The organism is Serratia sp. 25CWL12 (genome assembly GCF_055790885.1).
In genome coordinates this window covers 1310191-1336892 of the sequence record NZ_CM147698.1, presented here as the reverse complement: position 1 = coordinate 1336892, position 26702 = coordinate 1310191, and the positions used below count along the sequence as shown (strand labels likewise).

Sequence of the window (26702 nt, the reverse complement as noted above, 5' to 3'; positions counted from 1 at the left end):
GAGGACTATTCTGTGTCACGTACAATTATGTTGATCCCAACCGGCACCAGCGTTGGTTTGACCAGCGTCAGCCTGGGTGTTATCCGCGCCATGGAGCAGAAAGGCGTTCGTCTGAGCGTATTCAAACCGATTGCTCAGCCACGCAGCGGCGGCGACACTCTTGACCAGACGACGGCGATCATCCGCAGTAACTCCACCATTCCGGCAGCAGAACCGCTGCGCATGAGTTATGTGGAAGGTCTACTGAGTTCCAACCAGCAAGATGTGTTGATGGAAGAGATCGTGGCCCGTTACCACGCGAACACCAAAGATGCAGAAGTGGTGCTGATCGAAGGTCTGGTTCCTACCCGTAAGCATCAGTTCGCCAATGCGCTGAACTATGAAATTGCCAAAACGCTGAATGCCGAAATCGTCTTTGTTCTGGCATTGGGCAATGACTCCCCGGCACAACTGACCGAGCGTATTGAACTGGCCCGTACCAGTTTTGGCGGCAGCAAGAACAAAAACATTACCGGCGTGATCATTAACAAATTAAACGCTCCGGTGGATGATCAGGGCCGTACACGCCCAGACCTGTCTGAAATTTTTGATGACTCAAGCAAAGCCAGCATAGCTAATATTGACCCTGCGGTGTTGTTTGCCAACAGCCCCCTGCCGGTTTTAGGCTGTGTACCTTGGAGCTTTGATCTGATCGCCACCCGTGCTATCGATATGGCTCACCACCTGAAAGCTTGTGTGGTTAACAAAGGTGACATCATGACCCGCCGGGTCAAATCCGTCACCTTCTGTGCGCGCAGTATCCCGCATATGCTGGAGCACTTCCGCCCGGGTTCTCTGCTGGTCACCTCAGCCGACCGTCCTGATGTGCTGGTTGCCGCTTGTCTGGCCGCCATGAACGGGGTGGAAATCGGTGCTATTTTGCTCACCGGTGGCTACCAGATCGAAGCCTCAATTAACAAACTGTGTGAACGTGCCTTTGAAACCGGCTTGCCGGTCTTTATGGTTGATACCAACACTTGGCAAACGTCACTCAGCCTGCAAAGCTTCAACCTTGAAGTGCCCGCAGATGACCATCAACGTATCGAAAAAGTGCAAAACTATGTGGCAAGCCACATCAGCAATGAATGGATCGATTCGTTGACCGCAGCGTCAGAGCGTTCACGTCGCCTGTCGCCACCAGCGTTCCGTTACCAACTGACTGAACTGGCACGCAATGCAGGCAAACGTATCGTGCTGCCAGAAGGCGACGAGCCACGTACCGTGAAAGCCGCAGCTATTTGTGCCGAACGTGGTATTGCCGAATGTGTGCTGCTGGGTAATCCAGAAGATATTAAGCGCGTTGCGGCAGCGCAAGGCGTTGAATTGGGTAAAGGCATCGAGATTGTCGACCCAGTCGCGGTGCGCGAACTCTACGTACCACGTCTGGTTGAACTGCGTAAGAGTAAAGGGATGACCGAAGTGGTTGCCCGCGAGCAACTGGAAGATAATGTGGTTCTGGGTACGCTGATGCTGGAGAAAGGTGAGGTTGATGGCCTGGTTTCCGGTGCGGTCCACACCACCGCCAATACCATCCGCCCACCTTTGCAGTTGATCAAAACTGCACCGGGCAGTTCACTGGTGTCTTCAGTATTCTTTATGCTGTTACCGGATCAGGTACTGGTTTATGGCGACTGTGCCATCAACCCAGACCCAACGGCTGAACAGTTGTCAGAAATCGCTATTCAATCTGCTGATTCTGCGGCGGCATTTGGTATCGACCCACGTGTAGCGATGATCTCTTACTCTACCGGTAACTCCGGTGCTGGCAGCGATGTTGATAAAGTGCGTGAAGCCACGCGTCTGGCACAAGAAAAACGCCCAGACCTGATCATTGATGGCCCACTGCAGTACGATGCGGCGATCATGGCGGATGTGGCTCAGTCCAAAGCACCTAATTCACCGGTTGCGGGTCAAGCCACGGTGTTTATCTTCCCTGACCTGAACACCGGTAACACCACTTACAAAGCGGTACAGCGCTCTGCTGATCTGGTGTCCATCGGGCCAATGCTGCAAGGGATGCGTAAGCCAGTAAACGACTTGTCCCGCGGTGCGCTGGTTGACGATATTGTCTATACCGTAGCACTGACGGCAATTCAGTCTGCTCAGGCGGATGCGCAAGCAGCCAAAGCCTAAGCACTAATAACCAAGCAGTAAGCACCTTGTCAGCTCCAAGCACACCTAGCCTGGAGCTGACTGTTTGCTGTTCTCCCCCCAATTTCTACTCATGCTCCATGTATTTTCGCACCATCACCATCACCATCACCATCACCATCACCAAAAATAATCCCCGCCCAAAAGCAAGAAAATGGCACTGCTAAGGTCTTAACTGGAAATAAAGCGCTCGAAATAGACCTTATGCTCGGCAATGGGGTGAGCCGACAACCAGTTACTGGCCGCTTCAATCATCGGTGGAGGCCCGCATAAATAGGCATCAAAGGGTTGTTGCAGTTGATGTTCTTCTAGCGCATCCGTCACCCAGCCCTTTTTACCTTGCCACTCGGGGCCCGGGGTAGCGACCACCACCTGATAGCTAAAATGATCAAGCTGTTCCACCAGCGCATCGAGCCGTTGCAACTCACTGATTTCACTCTCGCGATTAACACCATAGTAAAGCCGGATCGGCGGGTAACTCCCCCCCTTATCTGCCAGACTCTCCAGCATGCTGAGAAACGCGGATAACCCGGTGCCGCCTGCAATAAACAGCAGTGGGCGCGTTACCTCACGCAGATAAAATGCACCAAACGGAGCGGTAAAGTTAATGCTCTCCCCCACCTGACAACCCGAGCGTAGATAGTCACTCATCAATCCGCTCGGCAACAAGCGGATCAAAAAGCGCACCCGGCCTGATTGGACACTACCACTGGCATAAGAGTAAGCGCGGCTTTCCCCACTGCCAGGCACCTCAATACGTGCGTACTGCCCGGGCAGATAGTGCAATTCAGCTTCCCCTGGCTCCAGAGTAATTTCCAGCGTTGCTACGGTATCCGAGAGCAACGCTAACGCGCTCACTCGCCCACGGTAGCTCTGCTGGGCAAGATGGCAAATGCTGGAGTCGATATCAAAATAGAAAGTCCCAGATGACTTCAACCTTGTCTGGCAAGCCAGCATATGCCCTTGTTCAAGCTCGTGAGCACTCAGCGCTTCATCATCGACATACTCCATTTCGATGCTGCCCGCTTCACATACCCCACGGCAGGTGGCGCACACCCCTTCACGGCAATCCAGGGGGAGCTGGATCCCGTGACGAAAAGCGGCATCCAGCAGGGTTTCACTCGGCTCAACCTGGATAAATTGCGTAAGCCCATCGCGAAAAATAATGGCTGCGCTGTGAGTCATGATTGCTCCTGTGTTTATACGGTTGATGTTTATACGGTTGATGTTTATACGGCTAGTCGTCGCGGTGGTCACCGCCACCGCGCTGTAGTCAATCAGAGATGGTAAAAATCCAGCACTGAGTCAATTTTGTCATTCAGCACCAGGACGTGTTTCCGCGTGATTTTTAGTTGTTGGTCTTGCCAAAGCAGATGGTAAGTCGCTCGGCCAAAAAAATGGCGGCTTTCACCAAAGCGGTAATAATGGGTCAACCAGTTGACATGGATAACCTGTTGCCCCTGCTGTTCAGGCTGGCAACGGACGTTATTAATCAAATGCAACGTGCGTGGCATTGGCGTACAGGCGGCGGACTTACCCGTACGGATACGAAATACCCGATCCTCCAAGCCTGCACGGTTGGCATAATAGATCAGCGACATTTCCCGTCGCGGATCCTGGGTATATTCATGCTCACTGCGCCACTGAGGAACATGAAACTCAACATTTTCTGCAAAGTAACTGAGGTAGTGATCCCAATCCTGATTATCGCAAGCCTCAGCCATCTGGTATAAAAATTGCTCGACGGCATATTGCCGTTGCTCAGGTGTCATATTCTGCATGATGTCTCTCCGTCATCGCGGGCTAATCGCCGATTCAGCAGGCCGCCTGTATTTTTTTCTTTAATCCCGCGAGCATCATCTGCTGCCATGCGCGGTGCTGGTTGACATACAATCCTTCATGGGTAATTTCGACACCGGTGATCGCTGGCGAGATCTGCAAAATCTCACTGTGCCGCGTCGGACCATATTGCCAATGCTGGTGACCACGTGAAATATCGTTCCATAGTGTGCTACGGGCCTCAAAACCCCGCTGCTGCTCACGGAACTCCACCAGGTCGTCTGGCGTCCCCATGCCTGAAACGTTGAAGAAATCCTCAAACTGGCGAATACGGCTTTCGCGATCGCTGTCTGACTCCCCTTTAACCCCGAGACACAAGCTGATCACTTCGGTTTTGTTCCAACTCACCGGGCGAATAATGCGCAGTTGAGAACTGATCTGATCCATAAAAAACAGACTGGGGTAAATATTAAGGTTACGCAGACGATGCATGGTCCACTGAGCACGTTCCTGCGGGTATTTATCCAGTAGTTTCGGCATGATACGGCGATAACCGGGGCGCACATCGGCGGCATTGGGCATATCACTGAACAACAGGCCATGGCCTTGTTTGAACGAGAACCAGCCATCGTCAGTGTCTTTATCCCCGGCCCCCAACTTGCTGTAATCCAGTGTGTTATCGCTGGCGCCATTGCGCTGGATATTCAACTCGCGCCGATGGGCGACCGTCGAAACATAGTTATAGTGAACGGTGCTGACGTGATAACCATCCAGCCCATTCTCATTCTGTAATTTCCAGTTACCGGGATAGGTGTAGGTTGAAATGCCAGGCAACACCTCAAGCTCGGCGGTGTCTGACTGTTCCAGCATCATGTCGAAGAACAACCGGGTATCCCCCAGAAACTCGTCTAAACTCTGTTCGGACTCATTATCCAGATTGATAAAAACAAAACCTCGGTAGCTGGCAATACGTGCCTGTTTTAAACCGTGCTGGCTTTTATCAAAATCACTGCCATATTCCGCTGGTGCTTTCACTTTCGCCAAGGCACCATCGGATTTATAGCACCAGGCATGAAATGGGCAGGTAAATGTACTCTGATTCCCTTGGCAAACACGGGTCAATGTCGCCCCTCGATGCTGGCAGGTATTCGCCAGAGCATGCAGCTCCCCTTTGCCATCTCGGGTGACCAGCATCGGCTGTCGGCCCGCTTGCACCGTAATAAAATCATGGGGGTTGGGGATCTGGCTTTCGTGACAGGCGAAAATCCACTGCTTCTCAAAAATCAGCTCCATTTCCAACTCAAACAACGCCTGGTTGGTAAACATCGATCGAGCAATCCGATAGACCCCCTCTTGCGGGCGAAAATCGAGGCTATTCTCAATCACCTGTTGCCAGTTTTGTAATTCTTGTGGTGTGCTCACATCAATACTCCTGTTATACCTTGGGTACCTGGCCTCTGACTGGTCCCCTGCCACCCCAGGTAGCTGATAGTTACCCGCCGCCATTCAAGCTGTCGCAGTGTTGTCTGCATGACTCGGGCCCATCTGGGCCTCGCTCCTTTGCAGCCAGCGCAAACGTGGTTCACAACGTCATGCGTTTTGTCCTGCAACATATCTGAATCTGGGTATCGTAAAATGGTGAGGAGAGGCGTTGTCCCGGTTGAGAACAACGCAATGTTAAGCTGGCTCCATTGCCTCAGCGCGAGACAGTGAACAGCCTGATCAAGCCTTGGCGCGTTTGCGCTCAACGTTAGCTTCCGGTGCAGCCGCACGCTCTTTATGCAACGTAAAGTTAAAATCGATGGAGGCAAAAGGCTGGCTGAGTTGCTTACGGTCTAGCTGCTCCGCTGCAGAGATCTTTTTCACCTGTGGTACCAGTCCTTCACGGCTCGCAAAGGCAAAGTCATCCCACAGATACTCGTCACCGTCGATATTGATCTGGGTAGTCAGTTTGCGATAACCATCGGCATAGACGAAAAAGTGGATATGCGCAGGGCGGCGACCGTGGCGGCCCAGTAAGTTCAGCAACTGCTGAGTGGTACCCTCCGGTGGACAGCCATAGCCACGGGGTACAATACTGCGGAACTGATAATTGCCTTCGCTATCGGTGATAATGGTGCGACGCAAGTTGAACGCCGATTGGCTCTTGTCGAAGAATGAATAATTGCCCATCAGGTTGGCATGCCAAACCTCTACAGTGGCACCAGGCAACGGTGTGCCATTAGCATCCAATACCTTCCCCTGCATAAACAGCACTTCACCTTCGGCACTCTCTTTACCATCATCCAGGCGTGCGAAACCTTGGCAAACCGGCGCACCAGCCACGTACAACGGCCCTTCGATGGTGCGTGGTGTACCGCCGGTCAGGCCGACTCTCGCTTCAGCCTCATCGGCGCGAATATCAATGAAACGTTCAAGTCCCAACCCAGCAGCCAGTAACCCCATTTCATGGCTGGCACCGGTTTGTGCCATATACTCCAACCCTTTCCAGATCTCACTGGGCTGAAGATCCAGATCCTCAATTGCTTTAAACAGGTCACTGACTAAACGTACCGTCACCTGTTGAACACGTGGATCCACTTCGCCTTTTGCAGTGTCAACAATAAAGCTGTTGACCAAGGTATCGATGTCATTGTGCGTCATGTCATTGCTCCGTATTGATATTGGCAGTAAAAAATTACTGAGCCGAGGGGGTACATTCCTGCGGCTGTTTTTTTTTGGTTTAACGGTTTTCTTTTTTATTCTCCCCGGCAGTATTTCCCTGCCAGGGAACAGCGACATAAACTAGGGTAATGGCTATTAGAATGGCTTAGCGGTCATCCTCTCTGATCGAAGAGGGATGGCGACACAAAGGCATTACCTGAATCGTCATGTAAGGAAATAGGGGTAATTGCGACAGCAGTTGATGCAGTTCATCAATACTGCTGACATCAAACAGGCTAATGTTGGAATAGTGACCTGCAATACGCCACAGGTGACGCCACTGTCCACTGGCCTGCAGGGCTTGTGATTGAGCCTTCTCCGTCGCCTTCAGTGCCGCGGCCTCTGCCTCCGGCATCGTGGCTGGCAAGTTCACATCCATTTTCACGTGAAATAACATAGCGGGTGTCCTTGGTAGCAGATTCTATCGGGGGCGGCGTAGAGCAGCCAGCTTGTCACGGTCAATCTCAATGCCCAAGCCTGGACCAGTGGGCACGTGCAACATGAAATCACGGTAGACCAGGGGTTCTGTCAGGATATCTTCCGTCAGCAATAATGGGCCAAACAGTTCGCTGCCCAGTTTCAACTCACTGAAAGTGGCAAATAGATGAGCTGAAGCGGCGGTGCCTATTGCCCCCTCCAGCATAGTGCCACCATAGAGGTCGATCCCCGCCTGGCTGGCGATATCGGCAACCTGCCTCGCCTGAGTTAACCCACCGGACTGGGTGATTTTTACCGAGAACACATCGGCACCAGCACGAGAGGCTAATTCAAATGCGTCCTGTGGTCCTTTTAGCACTTCATCAGCCATGATCGGCACCGTAAAACGCCGGGCCAAACGGGCCAAACCTTCACGGTTTTCTGCCCGGATTGGCTGTTCTATTAAATCGATGCCCCCCGCTTCCAGTGCCGCAATGCCTTGTTCTGCATCCCGCTCGCTCCAGGCCTGATTAACATCAACACGCACACTCACCGCATCGCCCAATGCGCGCTTGATAGCCAGCACATGTTTGACATCATCCTCTACCGCACGCAGGCCAATCTTGAGCTTAAAAATACGGTGGCGACGCAAATCCAGCATTTTCTCTGCTTCAGCGATGTCTTTTTGGGTATCACCACTCGCCAGTGTCCAGGCGACTGGCAAGGCATCGCGGACCCGCCCCCCTAACAGTTCACTGAGTGGAATATTCAACCGCCGTGCCTGTGCATCCAACAGGGCGGTTTCCAACGCACACTTGGCAAAGCGATTCCCTTGAATCGACTTACGCAGCCTGGCCATGACCTTGGCTACTTGGCTCGCTTCCATCCCCACCAGCATCGGAGCCAGATAAGTATCAATGTTCACCTTGACACTTTCCGGGCTCTCTTCGCCGTAGCTCAGGCCACCGATAGTGGTCGCCTCCCCCCAGCCTTCAATGCCGTCTTCACACAACACCCGGACCAGGACCAAGGTCTGCACATTGACCGTGGCCATCGACAGCCGGTGAGGACGGATGGCGGGTACATCCAACAATAGGGTTTCAATCGTTTTAATCATATTTTTACGGTATCAAGTTGATATATTCAGGTTGTATATGACCATATAACCAGCTTATGCTGGCCGTCTAACACCGATTTAGCATCAACTTGATACCTTAAAGGTATAATCAAGGGCGGGTGTAACTCTAGGGCTGATGTCATTCTAGGAAAGGGAGAGTTATGGAGCTGCGCCATTTACGTTATTTTGTCGCTGTCGCGGAAGAGTTGAATTTCAGTCGCGCGGCAGAACGGCTACATATCAGCCAACCGCCGCTGAGTCGGCAGATTCAGCAGTTGGAAGAGGATCTGGGTGTCTCGCTGTTTGAACGGGGTTTCCGTCCACTGAAGCTAACCGAAGCTGGCCGTTTTTTTTACCGCCATGCATTACAATTCCTGGCGCAAAGTGTGGAACTCAAGTCGATGACTCAACGCGTTGGTCAGCTCGAACGATCACTGTCGATCGGTTTTGTTGCCTCAACGTTATATGGCATTTTGCCGCGCCTGATCCGTCGCTTTCGCACCCAATACCCGGAAGTCGCCATGAGTCTGAAAGAAATGACCACCATGGAGCAGATCCAGGCACTGAAAATGGGCGAGATCGATGTCGGGTTTGGCCGTATCCGCTATGAGGATGCCAACGTACGCCGCGTAGTGCTGCGGGATGAAATCTTAATGGCCGCCATGGCTGCCGACCATCCTCTGGCACAAAGTGCTCAATTGACGTTACGCAACCTGCAAGCAGAAACCCTGATTGTTTACCCGCAAACTCCGCGACCCAGTTTTGCCGACCAGGTGTTGGCCACCTTCCGTGATCGTGCACTTGAACCTGCCAGGATCATGGAGGTACGTGAGTTGCAGGTGGCTTTAGGATTGGTCGCCGCCGGGGAAGGTATCACCTTGGTTCCCCAGTGCCTGCACAGCTTGAAACGCCAGGATGTGGTCTACAAGACGCTAAATGAGCAATACCTGGTCTCCCCCATTATCATGAGCACCCGCTTGCTGGATGAATCGGATGATATCAAGACCCTGTTGAAAATGATCTACAGCCTGTATGAAGAAGAAGGCATTAGCTATATTAAACCCGCGCCATTACCCTGAGCCCGTTGCTGGAACTACAGCAATAACGCCAGTTCCATCGCAGCCCGCTGTAGCTGGGGTAATACCCGTTCCCGCAGTTCCGACGCGGAAACCTGTGAGGCATTAACCCCCACATTCATCGCCGCCACCACGCCCCCTTTACGCGAATACATGGGAACGGCGATCGAACGCAGGCCGATTTCCAGTTGCTGTTCGTTGATGGCGTATCCCTGGCGGCGAACTTGTGCTAATTCGGCACGTAATACCTCGGCTTGGGTAATGGTAAACTCAGTGAGTGGCGAGAGCGTGACCCGTGATAAGTAATTATCTAGCTGTTGAGTATCAAGTGCGCTGAGTAATACCATCCCCATTGAGGTCGCATAGGCCGGCAAGCGGCTGCCACGGCCCAGATCAATGGTCATAATGCGTTTTACCCCAGCACGGGCGACATAGAGGATCTGGTCACCATCCAACGTTGCCACGGAACAGGATTCATTGAGCAGCTTACTCAGGTAATCCAGCGAATTTTGTGCCGCTTTCGCCAGTTCCGAAGACGAGAGATAAGCATGCCCTAACGTCAGCACCCGGGGTAACAGGCGATAGTGACGGCCATCTGGGCAATGGACAAAGCCCAACGCTTTCAAGGTATAGAGACAACGACGCACCGCTGCCCGGGGAATGGCGGTGATCTGTGCAATTTCCGAGACTGACATCTCCGAATAGTTCGGTTTGAACGCCTGTAACACTTCCAGCCCTCTGGCCAACGAGGCCATAAAGTTTGGGTCGCCCTTATATTTATCGTTGGTTAACTCACCAATTTCCTGCAATCGCTGTAGCTCTTCGCTAGGTAACTTCAGGTCACTAGGGAACTTCGGTTCATCACTCATCACTGCTCCTCTTTTTTAATATGAATCATCGTATTAAGCAGATAGTCGGCAGGCAGTACAGGACGTACAGCGGCAAATATCAAATTATCTACCTGCATCACAAAATTAACATCAAAATAACAAATAAACCGATAATCGCACAAACAACCGATAATCGAACTTGTCGCTCAAATTTTAATCCCCTAAGTTGAGATCCTCAAGTAAAAACAACCGCAGATGCAGGAGAAGAGATGATCAACAAAAGCATAGCTTCCATCGATAGCGCCGTAGCCGATATCGCGGATGGAGCCACTTTGATGGTAGGCGGGTTTGGCCCTGCCGGGCAGCCTTATGCCCTGCTCGATGCGCTGATCCGCCGGCGTCCACGGGACCTGACGCTGATTAGCAACAATGCCGGTAACGGTGATTTTGGCCTGGCAGCACTGCTAAAAGCCGGCTGTGTCCGCAAGGTGATTTGTTCTTTCCCACGCCAATCAGATTCATGGGTGTTTGATGATCTCTATCGCAGTGGCGAACTGGAGTTAGAGCTGATCCCACAGGGCAATCTCGCCGCACGGATCCAGGCCGGGGGCTCGGGGCTGGGCGGGATCTATACCCCAACCGGGTTTGGCACCTTGTTGGCAGAAAACAAGGAAACCCGCGAGATCAATGGTCGCCAATATGTGTTTGAACTGCCGTTGAAAGCTGATTTTGCGCTGATCAAGGCCGAGAGTGCCGACCGCTGGGGCAACCTGGTCTACAACAAGACCGGGCGTAATTTCGGCCCCATCATGGCTATGGCCGCCACCTGCACCATTGCAGAAGTCAATCAGTTGGTCTCTTTGGGTGAACTGGCCCCGGAAAATGTCATTACTCCTGGGATCTTCGTACAACGTGTGGTTGTCACTCCGGCAACGCCACAGCAACTATCGGCTTAAGGCGGCATTTTATGTTAAAACTCACTCATCCACAGTTAGCCCAACGGATTGCTCGTGATATCCCAGAAGGGGCCTACGTGAATCTGGGCATTGGCATCCCCACCCAGATTGCCAACTACCTCCCTGCCGATAAAGAGATCTTCCTGCACAGCGAAAATGGCATCCTCGGCATGGGGCCCGCCCCTTCAGCCGGGGAAGAAGATCCCGAGCTGATCAATGCCGGTAAACAACCAGTTACCCTGCTAGCCGGTGGCTGTTTTTTCCACCATGGTGATTCCTTCGCCATGATGCGCGGCGGCCATTTGGATATCTGCGTATTAGGGGCTTATCAAGTCTCTGAGCGAGGTGACTTGGCCAACTGGAGTACCGGTGCTGCAGGGGCGATCCCGGCGGTGGGCGGGGCGATGGACTTGGCCATCGGAGCACGTCAGGTATTTGTGATGACCGAGCACCTGACTAAAAAAGGCGAATGTAAAATCGTTAAACAGTGCACCTATCCGCTAACGGGGGTTGGCTGCATCGACCGTATCTACAGTGACTTGGCGGTGATTGATGTCACACCACAAGGGCTGGTGGTGAGAGAAATTTTTGGCGGTTTGACCCCACAGCAACTGCAAGATATTACCCCAGTCGAACTGACCTTTGCCCTTCAGCATGGAGAGAAACCACATGCACTCAGCCTATCTGTGTGATGCCGTCCGTACCCCATTCGGCAAGCTAAACGGTAGCTTGGCGACCATTCGTGCCGATGATCTGGCCGCGCTACCGCTGAAGGCACTGATGCAGCGCCACCCAGCGCTAGACTGGAGTGCATTGGATGATGTGCTGTTCGGTTGCGCCAATCAGGCGGGTGAGGATAACCGTAACGTGGCGCGTATGGCTCTGCTGCTGGCGGGGTTGCCCCCTTCGGTTCCCGGTTGTACTTTGAACCGACTCTGTGGTTCCAGCCTGGATGCCGTGGCAATGGCCGCCCGATCCATCAAGACCGGTGAAAACCACCTGGTGATTGCCGGTGGCGTTGAGAGCATGTCGCGAGCCCCCTTCGTTATGGGCAAAGCGGAGAGTGCCTTCAGCCGCACCATGCAGTTGGAAGATACCACCATGGGTTGGCGTTTTATCAATCCACAGATGAAAGCCTTGTATGGTGTCGAGTCTATGCCACAAACAGCCGAAAACGTGGCGCTAAAGTTTGGCATCAACCGCCAGGATCAGGATGCCTTTGCGTTGCGCAGTCAACAACGCACCGCTGCTGCACAAGAGAGTGGCTTCTACCATTCACAGTTGATCGAAGTGAATGTGCCGCAGAAAAAAGGGGAGCCATTGTGCTTTACACAAGATGAACACCCGAGAGCCACCACCTTGGCGGCATTAGAAAAACTCAAGCCAGTGGTCAATGCGCAAGGGACCATCACCGCAGGTAACGCCTCTGGCCTTAACGACGGAGCCTGTGCTCTACTCTTAGCTAGTGAACAGGGGCTGCGGCAGCATGGTCTGCAACCGCTGGGGCGCATCGTTGCCAGTGCCGTCACCGGTATCGAACCGACCATTATGGGTTTTGGCCCCGCCCAGGCAGTGCGTAAGGTATTGCATCTCGCTGGCTTGCAGCTGGATCAGATAGATGTCTTCGAACTTAATGAAGCTTTTGCTGCCCAAGCCTTGGCCGTCATGCGTGACCTCGGGTTAGCGGATGATGCTGCCAACGTTAACCCGAACGGCGGCGCAATAGCCCTCGGTCACCCTCTGGGGGCTTCCGGTGGCCGGCTGGTGATGAATGCCGCCCGGCAACTGCAGAAAACCGGCGGACGCTATGGCCTGTGTGCCATGTGCATCGGTGTCGGCCAAGGGATCGCTTTGATTATCGAGAGGGTATGACATGAATATTGACTATCGCCTGCAGGGCCCACAGGATGCCCCTATGCTGGTGTTTTCCAACTCACTGGGCACCACGCTAGAACTGTGGCAACCCCAAATCGAGCGGTTGGCGCAATCATTCCGCGTTCTGAGTTACAACCAGCGTGGTCATGGTGCCACCCCACTCCCTGCTAGCCCATTAACCCTCGATATTCTCGGGCAGGATGTGATTGATCTACTGGATAAGCTGGATGTGGAACGTGCTTATTTCTGCGGGATCTCCATGGGAGGGCTCACCGGCTTGTGGCTCAACCGCTATCACCCGAAGCGTTTCAAAAAAATAGTGGTGGCGAATACAGCCGCGCGTATCGGCAGCACGGAAGGCTGGCAACAACGGGCTCAACAAGTCCGTCAGGAAGGTTTGGCACCGATCGCCGCAACCGCCGCCGAACGATGGTTTTCACCAGATTTCCTACGCCAGCAACCGCAACAGTGTTCTGCCTTGGTGCAAGCCTTGGCGCAAGGGAATGCGGCAGGTTATGCCGCCTGTTGCCAAGCGCTGGCATTAGCCGATCTGCGTGCTGAAGTGCCACAGATGAGCGTACCTATGTTGGTGATTGCCGGGGAGCAGGATCCCGTCACCACCGTAGCCGATGCCAAATGGCTGGTTAGCCACGCCGCCGATGTGCAACTGGCAATTTTGCCGGCGTCGCACATCTCCAACCTGGCTTGTCCGGAACTATTTAATCAGCAGTTGGAAACCTTCTTCGCCTTGGATAACTAAGTTCATTCACCTGGTAGGACAAAATGTGTGGGTGATTGATGGCGAGTATCAGTGCAAAAAGCCAGGGGGTGTCACAGCTAATGACACAGCTAGTGACCCCCTGTTTGGTCTGCTTACAGCAACTCCCTGGCGGCGGCCACAATATGCTCCGCCGTCAGCCCATACTCCTGTTGTAGAAATGCCTGTGTTCCCACCTGCCCATAGCGCCCTTTCACCCCCACTCGCCGCATTGGCACTGGGCACTCTTCCACCAAGACTTCGGCGACTGCCGAGCCGAGGCCATTATGGATACTGTGGTTTTCACAAGTGACTACGCGACCCGTTTTCGCGGCATAGGTTTTGATGATGTCACGGTCGATCGGTTTAAGCGTGAACATATCTATCACCGCCGCACTGACACCTTGCCGTTCCAGCATCTGCGCCGCCTGTAATGCCTCAGCCACCATGATGCCATTGGCAATCAAGGTAATGTCATTGCCATCACGCAGCAGATTGCCTTTGCCGATGGTGAAGCGAGAGCCCTCCTGGTAGATACGCGTTGCCTGTTTACGGATAGTACGTACCCAGTAGAACCCTTTCAGCTCAACCAATTGCCGTAAAATGTCCTGGAACATGGTGGCATCGGTTACTTCCAGCACCACCGCATGAGCCAGGCCACGGACCGTCCCCATATCCTCAAATGACATATGGGTGCCCCCGTTATGGCAGGCAGCAATCCCCGCATCAGAAGCGATCACCTTGACGTTATTGCGCTGATAATCAAGGGCCATAAACAGCTGGTCGAAACAACGGCGACTGGCAAAAGCGCTAAAGGTATGGACAAAAGGCACTCGCCCGGTAAGCGACAAACCGGCTGCGACGCCGATCACATTGGCCTCCATAATCCCGCAGTTGATAACATGGTGTGGATAATCGTGATGCACGCTATCCATCGCCATCGAGCTCATCAGATCCGCTTCCAGTGCAATCACCGGCTTGCCCGCAGCCATTTGTTCGCGCATCACCCCCGCATACACTTTGCGCATTTCTATGTTGTCTTTGCCCTGTTGTGGGTCGACATTAAACATAAGCGGCCTCCAGGATGGCTATCGCCTTTTCGATTTCCAACTGAACCTCGGGAGTCAAACGCAAATGGTGTGAGTTTTTCAACTGCTCCAGATAAGCGACACCCTGCCCCTTGATGCTATCGAGGATCACCACCAACGGCCGCTGTTCACCGCTACGCGCTGGCATCACCGCATCATAGATCGCCGCAATATCATCCCCGCGAACAGTCTGGACATCAAAACCGAACGCGCTGAATTTGGCCGCCAGATCAAAGGGTTTAATCACTTCCTCCAGTGGGCCATCCAGTTGCTGTTTGTTGTAATCGATAAATAGCGTCAGATTATGCAGGTTGTGGTGGGCAATAAATTGAAATGCTTCCCAGCACTGCCCTTCATTCAGCTCACCATCCCCTAGAATAGTGAACACCCGGTTCTCTCGACCCGCCAACTGATGCGACAGTGCCATACCGGCGGCAATAGAAACACCTTGCCCGAGCGACCCGGTGGTGGCATCTACCCCGGGCGTCAATAAGCGATCCGGATGGCTTGGCAAGTGGGTACCGTTGTGATTCAACGTTTTCAGTTGCTCCAGCGGAAAGTAACCCTTAATTGCCAAGGTGCTATATAACGTGGGGCCGGCATGACCTTTCGACAAAACGAAGTAGTCACGCCCAGACCAATCCGGATCCGCAGGGTTAATGCGCATCACCGCGCCATACAACACCGCCAGCGTTTCCACTATCGACATACAGCCACCGTAGTGACCAAACCCCAGCCCCGTGAGCATTTTCAAGGTTTCCAAGCGGATCTGCCGAGCTAATCGGTGCAATTCTCCAATGTCTGTCATTGCGTTATTCCTCAAGCGGTCAGCGGTTACTTATCAGCACTCTCGGTATCTGACGCCGCTTTTGGCTTAGCCAGCAAATTGTGGGCGACCAGTAAGGCAAAGATGGCCACAATCACCACCATAATCATCTCTTTGCTTAAGAAACGCGCCATATTACCCAGCACGATACCGATGACCCCAAAGTCGGCATCCGAGAAAGTGGTATTGGCGAACCCTAACGCCCCGAGCACCGGCAACAGCAGCACTGGCAGGAAGGTAATCAGCAGACCATTTGCAAAGGCCCCTAACATGGCACCACGGCGTCCGCCAGTCGCATTACCAAACACACCCGCTGTGGCACCGGTAAAGAAGTGCGGCACAACACCAGGCAGGATCAGTACCATCTTCATTTGCCCAAGCAGGAACAAACCCACCAATCCACCGAGGAAACTGAACAGGAAGCCAATCAGGACCGCATTGGGGGCGTAAGGATAGACCACCGGGCAATCCAGTGCAGGACGGGCATTAGGCACCAGCTTTTCAGAGAAACCGGTAAAGGCCGGGACAATCTCAGCCAGGATCAGCCGCACCCCTTGCAGGATAATAAATACCCCAGCAGCGAAGGTAATTGCCTGAATAATCGAATACACCAGATAGTTCTGCCCGCCACTCAGTTGCCCTTCTACATAGGCTTGGCCTGCGCTGACCGCCAGGATCATGTAAATAATCATCATGGTCATCGAAATAGAGATCGAGCTATCTCGCAGGAAACTGAGGTTCTTCGGCAGATCCATCTCTTCGGTAGAGCGAGAGTGTTTGCCGACCCGTGAACCGATCCAACCAGACAGTACATAGCCCAAGGTGCCAAAGTGACCAAAAGCAATATCGTCATTACCGGTGATGCGCCGCATATAGCGTTGGGCAATCGCCGGGAAGAACGCCATAACCAGTCCCAACGTCAACGACCCGGTAAAGACCAGTTGTACCCCTTCAAAACCCGCCACTGTCAGAATAATACCGATCATGCAGGCCATATAGAATGTGTGGTGACCGGTCAGGAAGATATATTTCAAGCGGGTAAAACGTGCCACCACAATGTTGGCCACCATACCAAACGCCATAATCAGCGCGGTTGAGGCACCATATTTTTCTAATGCTATCGAGACAATGGCTTCATTATTCGGAATAATCCCTTGAATATTGAAGGCATGCTCAAACATATTCCCCAACGGATTCAGCGAGCTCACCAATACACCGGCACCACCGCCCAGCACAATAAAACCTAAAATGGTTTTAATCGTCCCTTTCACCACATCGGAGAAGGATTTTTTCTGCGCCAACAGACCGATTAGAGCAATCAGACCCACTAATATTGCTGGCACTTTTAATATATCAACCACAAACTTAAGTGCTTCTTGGATAAACATATCCACCTCGCCTATGGGTTAAGTTAAATAAGAGAATGGGCTTCGAAGTAAGCACGTAACTTGGCTTCAAGCTCATTGATGTCGATAATGTTGCTGATGACCACCAACTGACTCGCTGGTACGCTGGCACTCTCAGCAATATCCTTGGCCATGACAAAAATATCGGCCGCCCCTGGGGTGGCGGAAGAAAGATCGGAGTGCTCAACTTCGGCCTCAAAATTCATCTTTTTCAGCACCTTTTTGATATTCATTTCCACCATAAAGCTGCTGCCCAACCCAGAACCACAAATCGCCATAATTTTCATTATTTCACCTATTGAATTTGATTGAAATATTGAACACCATTAAAGTTGTATGATGCTAGTTGTAGATCATGCACGTTTAATTATTTAGAATATGAGCCTGCCACATCTAAAATGATTAAGATGTATCTATGACTATTGAACTTAATGACACCATACAGATATTAATAGTTGGTAATAATATCCTCAATTTGCTGTTTGTTTTCCGCCTTAAATAACTTCGCCATGGCGTCATTGTCCGAAAACAATTCCGCCAACGATGAAATTAATTCAATATGACTGCTACTGTCCGGAGCCGAAAGCATAACCACTATAAATACAGGATCGTTATCTTCTGAATGAAAACGGACACCCTGATTAATTTTCAGTAATGAAAGGCCCAGTGCTCTGGCCCCCTCTTCCGGTCTGGCATGAGGCATGGCAATACCTGGTGCCAGTACAAAATAGGGCCCCAGCGTCTGGTACTGATGGAATATGGCTGTCAGGTAGTCATCAGTTATAGTGCCGCGCTGCAACAGCGGTTGCGCACTTAAGGTGACGGCTTCCCGCCAGTCGGCAACCTCATCACATAATTGAATATGGTCGGAATTTAGCCATTGATTAAGCACACTCGCTCCTTGTTATCTGTCCTGTAAACTTCTGAGTAGTGAAACCTTAATCAACCGTAGGTTGTTAAACAGTGACGCGCCTCACAAAGATAGCGCTACCAAAGCGCTATTCTCTCAATTTGTGATAGCGCTATCAAATCTATCAGACGCCGGTTCTCTGCCACAGTTTTCTTATCGTTCCGGCGATGAACCGAGTAGAATGTGTGCCAACGTTGCAACAGTGCACATCAGACTTGTGCCGTCTCAACCCATAAGTTTATTAATGTGCCATACACCGATTTCAGTCAGGATTATGCATGTCGATCGTTAGAAAACGACGTAGTACCGGCCGGGTGACTCTGGCTGACGTAGCACAATTGGCAGGCGTGGGCTCGATGACGGTCTCGCGTGCGTTACGCTCGCCAGAGCAAGTTTCTGATAAATTAAGAGAAAAAATTGAAGCTGCCGTCAATGAGTTAGGCTATTTACCCAATCTGGCGGCCAGTTCATTAGCCTCTGCCTCTTCCTATACCATCGCCATGGTGGTACCGAGTTTCTCCGAATCAGGTTGTGCCGATATGTTTGCTGGCTTGCAGCAAGTGCTGCAACCAGCGGGTTACCAGATCATGCTGGCGGAGTCCCAACATCACCTGGAGCGTGAAGAAAAAGTATTGGAAACACTGCTCTCTTACAATCTGGCGGCAGCGGTACTATTGAGCGTTGAACATTCGCCCAATACCCGCCAAGCATTGAGAAGCGCCAATATTCCGGTGGTCGAAATCGGTGCCATCCGTGCCGATCCCATCGACATGAACATTGGGATAGATTATGTCGCTGCCATGTATCAGTTAACACAAACGGTCATTGCCAGCGGCTATCAAAATATCGGTTTGCTCTGTGCCAATCAGGAACAGTGGATTTTCCAACAGCATTTGCAGGGATGGCATAAGGCATTACTGCGTAACCATATCTCCCCTCATCGGGTGATTAATGCCGCACAACCTGCCACCTTCCAGACTGGTGCTCAACAATTGCCGGAATTTTTGCTGGCTTGGCCAGAATTGGATGCCTTGGTCTGCGCCGCTGATGAATTGGCTTGCGGGGCGTTATATGAGTGCCAGCGACGTAGAATTAAGGTGCCAGAGCAATTGGCCATTGTCGGTTTTGGTAATCAGGAGTTCAGCCAGGTTTGCCAACCCCCGTTGACCACCATGACCATCCCCCATAAAGAGATTGGTATTCAGGCAGGCAAGGCACTTTTGGCACGCTTGAATGAAGAAGAGTGGCAACCGGAAGGGTCGATTCCTTCGGTGTTATGCCGCCGCAGTAGTTGCTAAATAGTGATGCTCAATCTTGCTTCAGTTTACACTTCAGCTCAGTGCTAATGATGCGGAACGCCAATAGCCGAACGGCAAATTGATCGGTAATCAATTTGCCGTTCCGCATATCTTGCTCGTAATCGACCATGTCACTCCCCCACTGCTTGAAGGGTGACGAGGTCACGATTCCACTACATTACCAGCTATAAGAGACCCCAACGCGATAACGTGTTTGGCGATTATCATTGTAGCTATCTTGCTTGACGTTACCCACTTCGATATAGGGCTTCCAGTTTTTATCCCATTTGTACGCCAATTTTACATTATGCTCGTAATCGTTTTTATCATTATCAAAGATGACTTGGTTACTGCTTTTATAAAGATAATTATATTCAACCTGCCAATCATTAAGGAAAGTATAACCTATCCAAAAATCACCTTGATTGGTTTTTGCATCATAGTCAGAACCCTTTGATGGGGTACGTTTATATTCATAACGATATCTGGCTGCAACATACAGCTCTTTGGTCAAGTTATACTGTGCGCGCAAGTAAGGGCGATAACCATTGCTACTGCTAGTAGAGTCCATAGAGAACCCGGGTTGCAAACTCAAGCTATCGTTTACGTTAAACTGATAACTTACTACCGCTTCCGTACCATTACTCACTGTTTCGTTGAAAGGTTTATTCGGCGTGGCATCTGAGGAATCCTGTTTCCATTTCCCTTCTAAAGAGAAACCAAAACCGTTAGCAAAACGGTGCGAAACTAGCATGCGATCTTTATGATCACCTTTGCCGGTATCCATCCATTCATGTCTTAAGTCGATACTCATTGCCATGGCCTGGACACTCACGACAGAAGCTACCATTAAAGTTAATAACTTTATTTTCATTATTACACATCCTTACCATTAAATTATAAAATCACGTTCCCTTTCTAAAGAATGGGCACGATAAATACTGAAAATTGTCATCCACACGGGATGAGGCTTTACCAGTGAATAATTAAATTATTGATAGGTAGCCATCATATATTAAAGAAATTCCGTGATGATGATATTCGCTATCCATTCACTATTGGGCCCATCCATGGGCCTGAATCTTACATACAGCCCGGTCATTGAGTATTAATACATAACCGTTTGAGATTTAATGTCTGTTATCTCATTGCTCGTTTCAGAATACGATCTCCCTGCCGCTGGAAATCTTCAGCCACTTCTTTTACCGTTTTCTTGCCATAATCGATTGATTGAATGGCATCTTGGAACAACACCACAATTTGTGGGTCATCAAAATACGGTGAAGCGGTAATGCCATGAGGTAAGGACAGTGCCAAATTCAAACCTGCCACAGATTTATCCTGATCCTGAATCACACCACTGGCACGTAATTGAGTCACCGCCGTTTTGCTCAGTGGGACACCACGTTCCAATCGCAGAGCATCAACACCTTCTTTGCTGTTTAACAGGAAGTTAATCAACATTGCTGCTTCGCGTGGGTGTTTGCTGCTTTTGCCAATGGAGAACATCTGAGCGGGTTTAAAGAACAATCCCGCATCCTTGGCATCAGGTAACATCGGATAAGGGCCGAGATCCAGTTTGGCTGGTGGCTTCAGATTGTCGGAATATTTGCTGATGGTGGTGTTCCACATATAGGTCCCCGCCCATTCACCCGCAATCCATGGCTTCATCTCATACATGTTGCTTTTACCGAAAGAAGCATAAAGTTTGGACGAAGGCATAACATGGTTCTCAACCAATGTCTTATACATCTGGAAGAAATCTACCCATTGCTCTTCGGTATAAGCAAACTTTTTGTCCGCCTCATTGATAATATCCACATTATATTTTTGGATCATATAAGAGCGTAACAGCGCAAAGGTATCCTGGTGCTCTAAGACCACTGGGTAATATTTTTCACCCAGTTTTTCATTAAAGGTTCTCCCTGCCGCTAATAGTTCATCCCAATTCTTGGGATACTCCAGCCCAGCACTCTTCCAAGTGACATCATTATAATAGAAGATACGTGCTGTGAGCGATACCGGGATACCATTCAACTTGCCATTGATCGTTGTAGGTTGCAGATTCTTCGGATCGAACTGAGTCAAATCGAGATATTCACTCACCTTGTTCAGATCATAAAATCCATTACCATCCTTTGAAAAGATCGGCAGCCAGTTCCAGTTGGTCTGCATCACATCGGGTTCTGTTCCGCCAGCAATCTGTGTGGTCAAACGTGATAGATGACCATCCCAACCGGTGTATTCTGATTTAACTTTAATATCCGGATTTTGCTTCTGAAACTCTTCGATGGCTTTCAGCGTGACCTGATGACGACCATTTCCTCCCCACCAGGACATACGCAATTCAACCGGTTCCGCTGCCACTGATTGATAGGCAAACATCGATAAAGAAGCGGTAATCAGCGCTTTTAATGCTACTTTTTTCATTGGTTAAAACTCCTGTTAAAGAGAGATGTTCTTTTCCGTTTTTGCATCAAATATGTGGCATTTATTCATATCAAACTTAAAGTAAATAGGGCGATGTAATCCCTTTTCCAAAATGGGTTTCACTTCATCAGATGGAATCCGGCAAGTTAATTCGAAGTCATTAACTTTCAGATAGACAAAGAATTCATGCCCCATATTTTCCACCCGCACCAGTTCACCCTGAGAATGTCCATCGGCAAAAGGCGATTCTGAGATAGTGATAAATTCAGGGCGAACCCCAAAGAACACCTCTTCACCCACAAAGCTGGCAACTTTATCCTGCTGCTGTTGATTTAAAGCCAAGAAATAATCACCAACGGTCAGGCCGATTTTGCCCTCGTTTTCCACCAGCTTACTCGGCCTGATATTCATTTCTGGTGCACCGATAAATCCGGCGACAAACATATTCTTCGGATAATGATAAAGATTATCTGGTGTATCCACCTGCATGATATGCCCTAGCTTCATCACGCAAATGCGGTCCCCCATGGTCATCGCTTCGGTCTGATCGTGGGTCACATAAACGGTGGTTGCCGGTTTTCCGCTCTTTTTCAGTTGCTTGTGCAAATCGGAAATACGAATACGCATTGAAGCCCGCAGTTTGGCATCCAGATTGGAAAGCGGTTCATCAAACAGAAACACATCGGGTTTCTTGACAATGGCCCGGCCAACCGCCACACGCTGCGCCTGCCCACCCGATAACTGACGTGGCAGACGATCAAGCAGTTCATCCAGCTCCAGGATCTTGGCGGCTTCATTGACCTGCTCTTCAATCTGTTGTTTAGGCAGTTTGCTCAGCTTAAGTCCAAACGCCAGATTCTCTTTCACGGTCATATGCGGGTATAGCGCATAGTTTTGAAATACCATGGCAATACCACGGGATTTAGGGGCGAGGTTGTTAACCACACGGTCCCCAATACGCACTTCGCCACCACTGATGGTTTCAAGCCCAGCCAGCATCCGTAATGTCGTCGATTTGGCGCAACCAGAAGGACCGACAATCACCATAAACTCGCCATCAGCAATAGTCAGGTTAATGCCATGAACGGCTTTATAACCGTTGCTATACACTTTCTGCAGATTATTAAATACGACTTCAGCCATGATCAATCCTTAATTAACCTTTAATTCCGCTACTGGTAACACCCTGCACAAAATAACGTTGAGCCAGGAAGAACACGATGATAGAAGGCAGAATGGAGATACTTGCCATCGCCAATATTTCATTCCACGGCGCACCTTCGGTGACATCGATAGACATTTTCAACGCCAGTGCAATCGGGTATTTATCCACGCTGTAGACATAAATCAGTGGACCAATAAAATCATTCATTGACCACATAAACTGAAATAGTGCGACAGAAATAATGGCTGGTTTTAGAATCGGCACCACCACATACCACAATACCTGGAAAGAATTGCAACCGTCGATCTGCGCTGCTTCTTCCATATCACGCGGTACCCCACGCAAAAACTGGATCAGCATAAAAACAAAGAATCCCTGGGTGGCAAAAGCCAGTGGTAAATACAGGGGTAAATAACTGTCCAGCATGCCCATTTCACGAAACATAATGTATTGCGGGATCAGCAACACGGTGCTCGGGAGCAACATGGTGGTAATCAACGTCGCAAACCAAAACTTCTTCCATGGGATCTCAAAACGGGCAAAACCATACGCCACAATCGTCGAAGAGATAATGGTCAATAACACCTTAGGGATAACAAATTTAAAGGTATTAAGCATATAGTGACCAAAATTATATTCGGTACCCGTTTTCCAACCGTTAACAAACCCGTCTGAAGTCGGATTATCAGGCCACAACCCCAAGGTAGTAAAAATTTCATGGTTAGGTTTAAACGATGCAGAGAACATCCAAACCAATGGATAAAGCATCAATAACCCGACCCCCAGCAGCACGAGGTAACGCAGCGAGGCACTGATTTTTTCCTTGCGTAAGGTACGCTTCACTTCTCGCTCAGCGATTTGCTGTTCATCAGTCATCGTTAATGTGTTCGGTTGAATATCAGCCATTTTTGCCTCCCTTATCTGCTGAATAAAAGACCCAATATTTCGAAGACTTAAAGGCAATCGAGGCAAACACAGCGACGACCAGGAACAATATCCACGCCAGTGCCGCACCATAGCCCATATCAAAATATTTAAAGGCGGTATCATAGATATAGAGTGAGAACAGATAGGTGTAATGCGTCGGCCCACCGCCGGTAATCACATACGGGGCAGTAAATTCTTGAAACGCCTGCGTGGTTTGCATAATGAAATTAAAGAAGATCACCGGGGTAATCAACGGTACCGTCACCTTCATAAACATTTGCCACTTAGAAGCGCCATCAATCATTGCCGCTTCATATTGCGACTGAGGAACATTCTGCAGTGCCGCCAAAAAAATCACCATCGCGGAGCCAAACTGCCATACCCGCAATAAAGTAACTGACATCAATGCCAACGAAGGTTCACCTAACCAGTTAACCGGATCCAAACCAAAAACACCGATAAAGCTGTTTAGTAAACCATCAATGGCAAACAACGCCCGCCATAACACCGCAATGGCGACGCTACTGCCAAGAATAGAAGGGATATAGTAAGCAGTTCGGAAAAAACCGATGCCACGCAATTTAAAATTAAGAGCAAAAGCGATGCCGAGTGCAAATGCCAGTTTTAATGGAATAGTCAAAAACACATAGGCAAAGGTGACACCCATGGACTTCCAGAAAAGATGGTCCTCGGTAAACATATAACGGTAGTTTTCTATCCCGTTGAATACGGGCGGACTCATCAAGTCATATTGCGTAAAACTCAATACAAATGATGACACAAAAGGAAATGCGGTAAATATTATCAAGCCTATTATATAGGGTGATATATAGGCCAACCCCAACACTCTGTTTTCATTCATAGGAATAGTCCATTAGATATAAATAAAATTAACCTGGCCATATCCTTTACCTACCAATAACAGGTAGCATGAGCCCTGCTGTGATTAAGCACAGCATAATGTAATCAATAAAAACTCTTTCCCCTTCAAGAAATAGATATACCAGCGACCCTTCTTAGTTCAGAGATGAACTGCGGTGAGCTTCCGTTTATCTGTTACTCGAACAAGTTTGTGTATAACCACATAAATTTATTTACTATTCGTCATATCAACACCGTATCTGTACATTCCCTTTCCAGCGGCGGTTGTTTCGCTGCAGGCATTCTGTTGGATAACTTAATTGACAGAGTCGTGAAAAGCCTCTTGATACGGTACACCAGGTCCATGTTAGCTTCTCCCTGTTAAACAAAACGCAAAACCAAACAAACTGAAACGCAATTTCAAATTATTATATCGCAATTTTCTCCCACGTCATGCAGTGAATTGCTAAAGTGTGATCAAGGTAAAACGCTGTTTTGTTTTTTTTCAAACCTACATAAGAAAACAAAAAAAGACAACAAAAAAAACTTAAACTGCTGATTTAAAATAAATTATTTTGATTTAAATGTAACGTGAGCGCTAAGGGTTTGAAATGGACTTGTTAGCTAACTGTGATGGAACCAAAACAGCCTGAGCGGGGGGAAGGTGAACAGGATGGTCAAATGATGCCCTATCGGGAACCATAAAGGCGTTAATAGATAGCCCCTCAATTGATAGCGGGGCCGGGAACGATCACGTGGAACATGCCCCACTCGGCAACAAAGTCGGACTCAGCAAGATAGCTCCATGCAACATCACGCTCTGCAAAGCCACACCAAGAGTCTATCAGGCCTTTTCTTCATCAGAAGAACTGGCGATATCTTCTGGCTGCAATGGCTTGCCATGACTTTGGCTCTGATTACGCGTTAACCACAGTGATAGCGCTTTCAACGAGTCTGGCGTAAATTCATCACAACGTGCGGTGATCTCTTCCGGTGTCAGCCAACTTACTTCGGCAACTTCTTCTTCTTGTAACGCAAAAGGACCATGAGAGACACAACTGAATAAGGTGCCCCAAATGCGGCATTGCTCAGCTTCAAAGTAAAACTGGCCATGCTCAGCAAACGGCACCCCGGCAATACCCAGTTCTTCAACGGCCTCACGGCGGGCAGAATCCAGGATATTTTCGCCGCTTTGTACCACCCCACCCGCCGTGGCATCCAGCCATCCCGGGTAGAAATCTTTAATGTCAGTGCGGCGTTGCACCAAAACTTTGCCCATCCCATCATGCACCACAATATAAGTCGCACGATGACGTAAACGTTGAGCGCGCATCTGTTGGCGAGTGGACTGAGCAATCACTTCATTTTGCTCATTAACGATATCGACCCACTCGATATCTTTAGCCTGAACCTGTTCCGCCATCCTTTAAAACCTTCTATTTAGGGCACGATGCCAGCCGCGCCTGGGTTGATCCATCAGTGTGTTAATATACTAAGCGTATAAGTTAGTGTGTTAATACTACCTCAGCAACCATCTTGCCACTATGCAGTGCATTCACGCTCAAAACATTATCTATCAAGGTACCATAACTGGCAGCAAAACCGCCTTTCGGCATACTGAGTGAACCCGGATTAAAACAATAAAACTCCCCTTGCCTTTCTGCCTGTGGCAAATGCGTGTGGCCATATACCAGTACATCACCATTGGCTAACGGGGGAAGATTGTTGGGATGATAAAGGTGCCCGTGGGTTAAAAACAGTCGTCTTTCGGGCAATAACACCTGCTGAAAATCCGCCATAACAGGAAATGACAACAACATCTGGTCAACTTCACTATCGCAATTGCCACGAACCGCGATGATTTTATGGCGATAGCGATTCAAGCATTCAGCGACCTGTGCAGGTTGGTAATTATCGGGTAAGGGGTTACGCGGACCGTGGTTGAGCACATCTCCCAGCAGCATTAGATAGCTGGCCTGGCTTTGCTCGAACAATTCAAGGATTTTATCAGTGGCGGAGAGTGAACCATGTAGATCAGAGGCGAACATCAGCTTCATACTCTTTCCTTCGCACATGCAGAATATGAAACCA

At 49.9% G+C, this 26702-nt stretch carries 26 protein-coding genes; 7 read left to right on the top strand and 19 right to left on the bottom strand.

The genetic code is table 11. The features are described from left to right. The first annotated feature begins 12 nt into the window (after positions 1 to 12). Positions 13 to 2172: a phosphate acetyltransferase gene (gene pta / locus ACX9GV_RS05850; protein WP_023491551.1), complete on the top strand. Its 2160-nt coding sequence runs from the start codon at positions 13 to 15 to the stop codon at positions 2170 to 2172. A 189-nt stretch (positions 2173 to 2361) separates the two neighbouring features. Here the strand turns inward: pta and antC are convergent, their stop codons facing one another. The 6 genes from antC to ACX9GV_RS05820 form a co-directional block, all read right to left on the bottom strand. Next, positions 2362 to 3375: an anthranilate 1,2-dioxygenase electron transfer component AntC gene (gene antC / locus ACX9GV_RS05845; RefSeq protein ID WP_473197375.1), complete on the bottom strand. Its 1014-nt coding sequence runs from the start codon at positions 3373 to 3375 to the stop codon at positions 2362 to 2364. Positions 3376 to 3467: 92 nt separating this feature from the next. Continuing rightward, on the bottom strand, positions 3468 to 3971 hold the full coding sequence (antB, locus tag ACX9GV_RS05840; protein ID WP_023491549.1) for an anthranilate 1,2-dioxygenase small subunit: 504 nt from the start codon (positions 3969 to 3971) through the stop codon (positions 3468 to 3470). Positions 3972 to 4005: 34 nt separating this feature from the next. Further along, complete coding sequence (gene antA / locus ACX9GV_RS05835; protein WP_473197374.1) at positions 4006 to 5391, bottom strand: anthranilate 1,2-dioxygenase large subunit; 1386 nt, start codon at positions 5389 to 5391, stop codon at positions 4006 to 4008. Between the two features lie 300 nt (positions 5392 to 5691). Next, positions 5692 to 6612: a catechol 1,2-dioxygenase gene (catA, locus tag ACX9GV_RS05830; protein WP_473197373.1), complete on the bottom strand. Its 921-nt coding sequence runs from the start codon at positions 6610 to 6612 to the stop codon at positions 5692 to 5694. Between the two features lie 166 nt (positions 6613 to 6778). Then, positions 6779 to 7069 carry a muconolactone Delta-isomerase gene (gene catC, locus ACX9GV_RS05825; protein ID WP_023491546.1) on the bottom strand — a complete coding sequence of 97 codons (291 nt, stop codon included), beginning with the start codon at positions 7067 to 7069 and terminating at the stop codon, positions 6779 to 6781. A 24-nt stretch (positions 7070 to 7093) separates the two neighbouring features. Beyond that, entirely contained in the window at positions 7094 to 8206 is a 1113-nt protein-coding gene (locus ACX9GV_RS05820; RefSeq protein WP_023491545.1) for a muconate/chloromuconate family cycloisomerase, read from the bottom strand. 161 nt (positions 8207 to 8367) lie between these two features. On the opposite strand from ACX9GV_RS05820, the gene ACX9GV_RS05815 reads away from it, so the two are divergent. After that, complete coding sequence (locus ACX9GV_RS05815) at positions 8368 to 9285, top strand: LysR family transcriptional regulator (RefSeq protein ID WP_023491544.1); 918 nt, start codon at positions 8368 to 8370, stop codon at positions 9283 to 9285. Positions 9286 to 9299: 14 nt separating this feature from the next. On the opposite strand, the gene ACX9GV_RS05810 is transcribed toward ACX9GV_RS05815, so the two are convergent. Then, positions 9300 to 10151, bottom strand: a complete 852-nt coding sequence (locus tag ACX9GV_RS05810; protein ID WP_473197372.1) for an IclR family transcriptional regulator domain-containing protein — start codon at positions 10149 to 10151, stop codon at positions 9300 to 9302. 230 nt (positions 10152 to 10381) lie between these two features. Between ACX9GV_RS05810 and ACX9GV_RS05805 the strand changes: the two genes are divergently transcribed. From ACX9GV_RS05805 to pcaD, 4 genes are read left to right on the top strand one after another with little or no spacing between them, the layout of a single operon-like run. Further along, positions 10382 to 11068 (top strand): 3-oxoacid CoA-transferase subunit A, encoded by a 687-nt coding sequence (locus tag ACX9GV_RS05805; RefSeq protein WP_473197371.1) that lies wholly within the window; start codon positions 10382 to 10384, stop codon positions 11066 to 11068. Between the two features lie 11 nt (positions 11069 to 11079). Continuing rightward, on the top strand, positions 11080 to 11760 hold the full coding sequence (locus ACX9GV_RS05800) for a 3-oxoacid CoA-transferase subunit B (RefSeq protein ID WP_023491540.1): 681 nt from the start codon (positions 11080 to 11082) through the stop codon (positions 11758 to 11760). Then, positions 11738 to 12940 carry a 3-oxoadipyl-CoA thiolase gene (pcaF, locus tag ACX9GV_RS05795; protein ID WP_473197370.1) on the top strand — a complete coding sequence of 401 codons (1203 nt, stop codon included), beginning with the start codon at positions 11738 to 11740 and terminating at the stop codon, positions 12938 to 12940. The genes ACX9GV_RS05800 and pcaF overlap by 23 nt, the downstream gene beginning before the upstream one ends. Position 12941: 1 nt before the next feature. Then, on the top strand, positions 12942 to 13703 hold the full coding sequence (gene pcaD, locus ACX9GV_RS05790) for a 3-oxoadipate enol-lactonase (protein WP_473197369.1): 762 nt from the start codon (positions 12942 to 12944) through the stop codon (positions 13701 to 13703). A gap of 113 nt (positions 13704 to 13816) precedes the next feature. On the opposite strand, the gene ACX9GV_RS05785 is transcribed toward pcaD, so the two are convergent. From ACX9GV_RS05785 to ACX9GV_RS05765, 5 genes are all read right to left on the bottom strand, one after another. Then, the gene (locus tag ACX9GV_RS05785; RefSeq protein WP_023491537.1) at positions 13817 to 14770 is read right to left on the bottom strand and encodes a transketolase family protein; all 954 of its coding nucleotides are present in this window, start codon (positions 14768 to 14770) and stop codon (positions 13817 to 13819) included. Continuing rightward, positions 14763 to 15596, bottom strand: coding sequence for a transketolase (locus tag ACX9GV_RS05780; RefSeq protein ID WP_473197368.1), 834 nt, complete (start codon positions 15594 to 15596; stop codon positions 14763 to 14765). Before ACX9GV_RS05780 ends, ACX9GV_RS05785 begins: the two co-directional genes overlap by 8 nt. 26 nt (positions 15597 to 15622) lie before the next feature. Beyond that, on the bottom strand, positions 15623 to 17002 hold the full coding sequence (locus ACX9GV_RS05775) for a PTS ascorbate transporter subunit IIC (RefSeq protein ID WP_473197367.1): 1380 nt from the start codon (positions 17000 to 17002) through the stop codon (positions 15623 to 15625). A gap of 23 nt (positions 17003 to 17025) precedes the next feature. Then, a complete protein-coding gene (locus tag ACX9GV_RS05770) occupies positions 17026 to 17307 on the bottom strand; it encodes a PTS sugar transporter subunit IIB (RefSeq protein ID WP_023491534.1) in 282 nt (93 codons plus the stop codon). Between the two features lie 161 nt (positions 17308 to 17468). Next, positions 17469 to 17912 (bottom strand): PTS sugar transporter subunit IIA, encoded by a 444-nt coding sequence (locus ACX9GV_RS05765; RefSeq protein ID WP_473197366.1) that lies wholly within the window; start codon positions 17910 to 17912, stop codon positions 17469 to 17471. Positions 17913 to 18208: 296 nt separating this feature from the next. On the opposite strand from ACX9GV_RS05765, the gene ACX9GV_RS05760 reads away from it, so the two are divergent. Further along, the gene (locus ACX9GV_RS05760; RefSeq protein ID WP_473197365.1) at positions 18209 to 19228 is read left to right on the top strand and encodes a LacI family DNA-binding transcriptional regulator; all 1020 of its coding nucleotides are present in this window, start codon (positions 18209 to 18211) and stop codon (positions 19226 to 19228) included. 178 nt (positions 19229 to 19406) lie between these two features. On the opposite strand, the gene ACX9GV_RS05755 is transcribed toward ACX9GV_RS05760, so the two are convergent. The 7 genes from ACX9GV_RS05755 to yfcE form a co-directional block, all read right to left on the bottom strand. Then, positions 19407 to 20102 carry an oligogalacturonate-specific porin KdgM family protein gene (locus tag ACX9GV_RS05755; protein ID WP_473197364.1) on the bottom strand — a complete coding sequence of 232 codons (696 nt, stop codon included), beginning with the start codon at positions 20100 to 20102 and terminating at the stop codon, positions 19407 to 19409. A gap of 266 nt (positions 20103 to 20368) precedes the next feature. Further along, entirely contained in the window at positions 20369 to 21658 is a 1290-nt protein-coding gene (locus ACX9GV_RS05750) for an ABC transporter substrate-binding protein (protein WP_023492533.1), read from the bottom strand. Between the two features lie 15 nt (positions 21659 to 21673). Beyond that, on the bottom strand, positions 21674 to 22801 hold the full coding sequence (locus ACX9GV_RS05745; protein WP_023492534.1) for an ABC transporter ATP-binding protein: 1128 nt from the start codon (positions 22799 to 22801) through the stop codon (positions 21674 to 21676). A 13-nt stretch (positions 22802 to 22814) separates the two neighbouring features. Next, complete coding sequence (locus ACX9GV_RS05740; RefSeq protein WP_152554950.1) at positions 22815 to 23699, bottom strand: carbohydrate ABC transporter permease; 885 nt, start codon at positions 23697 to 23699, stop codon at positions 22815 to 22817. 22 nt (positions 23700 to 23721) lie between these two features. Further along, positions 23722 to 24612, bottom strand: coding sequence for a carbohydrate ABC transporter permease (locus tag ACX9GV_RS05735; protein ID WP_023492536.1), 891 nt, complete (start codon positions 24610 to 24612; stop codon positions 23722 to 23724). A gap of 843 nt (positions 24613 to 25455) precedes the next feature. Then, entirely contained in the window at positions 25456 to 26034 is a 579-nt protein-coding gene (gene yfcD / locus ACX9GV_RS05730; RefSeq protein WP_473197363.1) for an NUDIX hydrolase YfcD, read from the bottom strand. A gap of 82 nt (positions 26035 to 26116) precedes the next feature. Beyond that, positions 26117 to 26668, bottom strand: a complete 552-nt coding sequence (yfcE, locus tag ACX9GV_RS05725; protein WP_473197362.1) for a phosphodiesterase — start codon at positions 26666 to 26668, stop codon at positions 26117 to 26119. Positions 26669 to 26702 lie beyond the last annotated feature (34 nt).